Below are 3,569 nucleotides of genomic sequence, written 5' to 3'. Positions count from 1 at the left end.
CGGTGATCACCGCCGCCTTGAGTGCCGCGGCACCCTCGACCGGCAGATCGACCGAGGCCGGGGCCTCGAGCTCGACCCAATCGCAGAGCCCGCCCAGCGTCCGGTCGGCCTCCAGCGCCGCGCCGATATCGGCGATCAGGCTGTCAAAGACCGTAGCGCGGCCATTCGGAGCCTGGACGACCACCTCGAGCTCGGCCCGGTGCTGATAGTGGTAGCGCAGTGGCGACAGCGTTACTTCCGGCTCGCCGGGCTGGCCATCGCGCAGGATGATCAGCCCCGCCGCCGGGATCCGCTCGGGCAGAACGTCGTCGCGCAGAACAAGGGCGGCAAGCGGCTGCAGCCGCGCGTAAAGCGCGGTGAGGATGGTCTCAAAGGTGGTTGGCATTTCTTATTCCGAGGCTGATGGCTTCACGGACGGCTGCTCCGGGTCCAAACTGTTGATTGCTGCGATGCAGATGAACTGCCGTAAAACGCACCAACCGGTCCTTGGTGTGAAGTCACCGGGAAGCCGACAGCTTCGAAGCCCACCTTAGGTAAAACTGGATTCTTACTGTCCAATACCATCCGCCAACAGGTCGAAAACGAGCCGAATTCGTAGGTTGGTTCTAAGTTCTCGGTGTGCCACCAGCCAGATTTCGACCTTGATTTGTTCGAACGCGGGAAACGGGTTTTCGAGCTCGGGATATGCCTCGCCAATCTCAACCGGAAGAATTCCAATCCCGAAGCCCTGCCGAATGAGTGCTACCGAAAGTGTCACGCTCTCCGTGAGACAGTTGAAATTCGCAGTTGTCAGATTGACCCCGCGCGATGTCATGAGCCCGAGTCGCCGTTCGGGATCGTCGAACCCAACAAATTGCATCTTCGCAAGATCAGCGGCATGTGACGGACGGCCAACTTCGTTCAGATACTGCGTTGACGCATAAAGCTGTGCCGTCATGTCACGCAGACGTTTCGCGATTAGGTTATCATCCTGAGGGCGCGTGTGCCGGATTGCGATGTCGGCTTCGCGTCGCCGTAAATCGCTCATCTCGTTTGAGGCAATAATCTCAATCTGAAGCTCCGGTGCCTTGGTCCGCAACTCTTTGAGGACCGGCGGCAGGAAATAGGTCGCCATGCCGTTGGTCGCTGCGATGACCACCTTGCCTGTCACGGTCTGGGATTGGCCCGTCGCTGTCAGGGAGATGCGGTTTGCGGCATCCCCCATGCTGCGAAAGTGCTCAAGCAGCTCTGTGCCTGACTGCGTCAGGAGCAGCGCACGGGATGTCCGTTCAAACAACGTCACACCAAGCGCCTCTTCGATACCTGCGACCTGTCGGCTGAGTGTCGGCTGCGTCAGCCCGAGGGCGCGGGCCGCCGCTGACAGTGACCCTTCCTCAGCCGTTACAAGAAATGCGCGTGCCTGATTCCAGTCAAAGGCTGATCTTTGCCACTCCATCATCTGCGTATACCAGAACTAGAAAGATGCGCAATTTCGTATTTCATGCGGTCGGTCTAGGACAAGGTCAAAGACGTTCTTAGGCAGACAGGTGGTCGCAATGAAGCTGAACATGCAAACGGTCAGACCCTTACAAAGCCCCTTGGGTCCGAAAACAATCCCGATGACCAGCCACTGGTTCGGCTCGTGGGAAGTCGCAATCAATCGCCGCCCTCATGCCCAGCAAGACCTTACCCGTCGGTATGACGCTGCTTCCGAAAGCTGGGCTCAGACATCGCGCCGTTTCCAGCTTGAAACCGCGTACCGAACACCGCTGCTTGCATGTGGCGCTGTGTCAGTGCTTGCAGATGCGGGGCCAGACGCGCGGGTGCTTGACTGCGGAATTGGGACTGGAAGCCTGTCGATAGCGTTGAGCAATATCTTGCCGGATCCCATTCTGTACCACGGGATTGATGTTTCACGCGAGATGCTGGTCACAGCGGACGCCGAGGTGCGCCGAGCCGGGATGTCAGCCCAGCTTGAACAAGCCGACATCCTCTCGATCCCCTATGCGGATCAATATTTCGACGTCGTCATGGCAGCACACGTCCTTGAGCATCTTCCGGAACCCCAACGCGCCCTCACCGAAATGATCCGCGTTTTGAAACCGGGCGGTGTGCTGTTTGTCTGCATGACGCGGCGATCCGTCTTTGGCACGTTCATTCAGCTACGTTGGCGCACTTGGGCGGTGTCCGAGCAGCAGGGCGTCACATGGCTGCGCGATTGCCACCTGGAGAACATCGGATTTCAACCGGTCAGCCTGGGATCCTGCGCGGGCCAAGCCAGCGTGGCCTTTTGGGCGCAGAAACCTGTTGAGGGCCCCGGAAGAGCGCAGATCAGCTACCCCGCCACGCACGAAGACCGCGTGCCATGAAGTCCCTCAGCCGGTCCGAGTGGACACTATTGGCCTGCATCATGGTCTATTCTTTCATCCCCGCCGTCGGTGGCTTGATACGCGTGCTTGAACTGGCAGGCGGCCCGGCCATCGCCCCCGAAAACCCACGCGCTCTGTCCGATCCCTTTCCCATAACACTCCACATCCTGACCAGCTTTCTGTTCTGTATCGTCGGTGCTTTGCTGTTCTTGCCGAGCATCAGACGACATCATCGCGCAACACACCGCGCAGTCGGGCGCATCATCGTGATCGCGGGAGGCATCTCGGCCGCGAGCGGTTTGTGGATGACGCACACCTACGTCTTCCCCGGAGACCTTCAGGGAAACCTGCTCTATTGGGTCAGGATGGTGCTTGGGTCCCTGATGATTGGTCTTATTGTTTGGGCCGTGATCGCGATCAGGTCTCGAAATGTCTTTCAGCACAGCGCCTCGATGCTGCGCGCCTATGCAATCGGTCAAGGCGCATCGACGCAGGCAATCTTAGGGATCGGCTGGATCGTCATTGTCGGGTCCGAGGCGATGGGATCGATGCGCGATGGTCTGATGGTGTTCGCGTGGGGTCTAAACCTGCTGGTTGCCGAAGTTCTGATCAGGCGGCTGCTCTGAGCCCCATCAGAACATTCAACTTGAGCTGATATTGACGTTACTGAGCTGTCTACTGTTGTTCGGAAACAGGCGTTCAACTATGAGTACAATAAAACTAAATTAGCTGGAAACTCGATTGAGACACGAGATTAAATTCACTCGATTGCCCAAGATTGGTCCGACCGAAATTATTGCCCATATGTCTGATCCTCGTGTTGCAAAGCATATGCCCCTTCTGACTTTAGAATGGGATGAAGCTGCCGTTACCAAATTTGTCGCCAAAAAAGAAGAATGCTGGAGTCGGGATGGACTTGGCCATTGGGCCATACTGATAAACGATAAATATGTCGGTTGGGGTGGTTTCCAAAGGGAGGGAGAAGAGTGGGACTATGGTCTGGTTCTCAAGCCAAATTCCTTTGGATTAGGCACACGCATCTCAAGAAAAGCAATTGAGTTCGCCGTTGCTGATGAGCGTATCCCCTACGTAACCTGGACACCTCCGGAAACCCCTACCGCGACGCGGGCTGTAGTGATTCACTGGCTGTGAGATGTGGAGGTAGCGATGGCGAAGCAGTCGGGGTTCTGGAGCATTGAGGAGCGGCTGGAGGAGATTTCT

Annotated in this window: 5 protein-coding genes; 3 read left to right on the top strand and 2 right to left on the bottom strand. The window is 57.3% G+C overall.

Going from position 1 to position 3,569, the window contains the following annotated elements; genetic code table 11:
* Together WA989_RS11215 and WA989_RS11210 are read right to left on the bottom strand one after the other, a co-directional pair.
* Positions 1-385, bottom strand: a 385-nt coding sequence (locus WA989_RS11215) for an acyl-CoA transferase (protein ID WP_424340588.1), incomplete at its 3' end; no start/stop codon positions are given.
* Between the two features lie 162 nt (positions 386-547).
* Positions 548-1,438, bottom strand: a complete 891-nt coding sequence (locus WA989_RS11210) for a LysR family transcriptional regulator (protein ID WP_424340587.1) — start codon at positions 1,436-1,438, stop codon at positions 548-550.
* Positions 1,439-1,535: 97 nt separating this feature from the next.
* On the opposite strand from WA989_RS11210, the gene WA989_RS11205 reads away from it, so the two are divergent.
* From WA989_RS11205 to WA989_RS11195, 3 genes are all read left to right on the top strand, one after another.
* The gene (locus WA989_RS11205) at positions 1,536-2,348 is read left to right on the top strand and encodes a class I SAM-dependent methyltransferase (RefSeq protein WP_424340586.1); all 813 of its coding nucleotides are present in this window, start codon (positions 1,536-1,538) and stop codon (positions 2,346-2,348) included.
* Positions 2,345-2,974, top strand: a complete 630-nt coding sequence (locus WA989_RS11200) for a DUF2306 domain-containing protein (protein ID WP_424340585.1) — start codon at positions 2,345-2,347, stop codon at positions 2,972-2,974. Before WA989_RS11205 ends, WA989_RS11200 begins: the two co-directional genes overlap by 4 nt.
* Positions 2,975-3,089: 115 nt before the next feature.
* Positions 3,090-3,500 carry a GNAT family N-acetyltransferase gene (locus WA989_RS11195; protein ID WP_424340584.1) on the top strand — a complete coding sequence of 137 codons (411 nt, stop codon included), beginning with the start codon at positions 3,090-3,092 and terminating at the stop codon, positions 3,498-3,500.
* The last annotated feature ends 69 nt before the right edge of the window (positions 3,501-3,569 follow it).

The organism is Henriciella sp. (assembly GCF_049649345.1).
In the GTDB taxonomy this organism is placed as follows: Bacteria; Pseudomonadota; Alphaproteobacteria; order Caulobacterales; family Hyphomonadaceae; genus Henriciella.
This window is presented reverse-complemented; position numbering and strand designations above follow the sequence as displayed.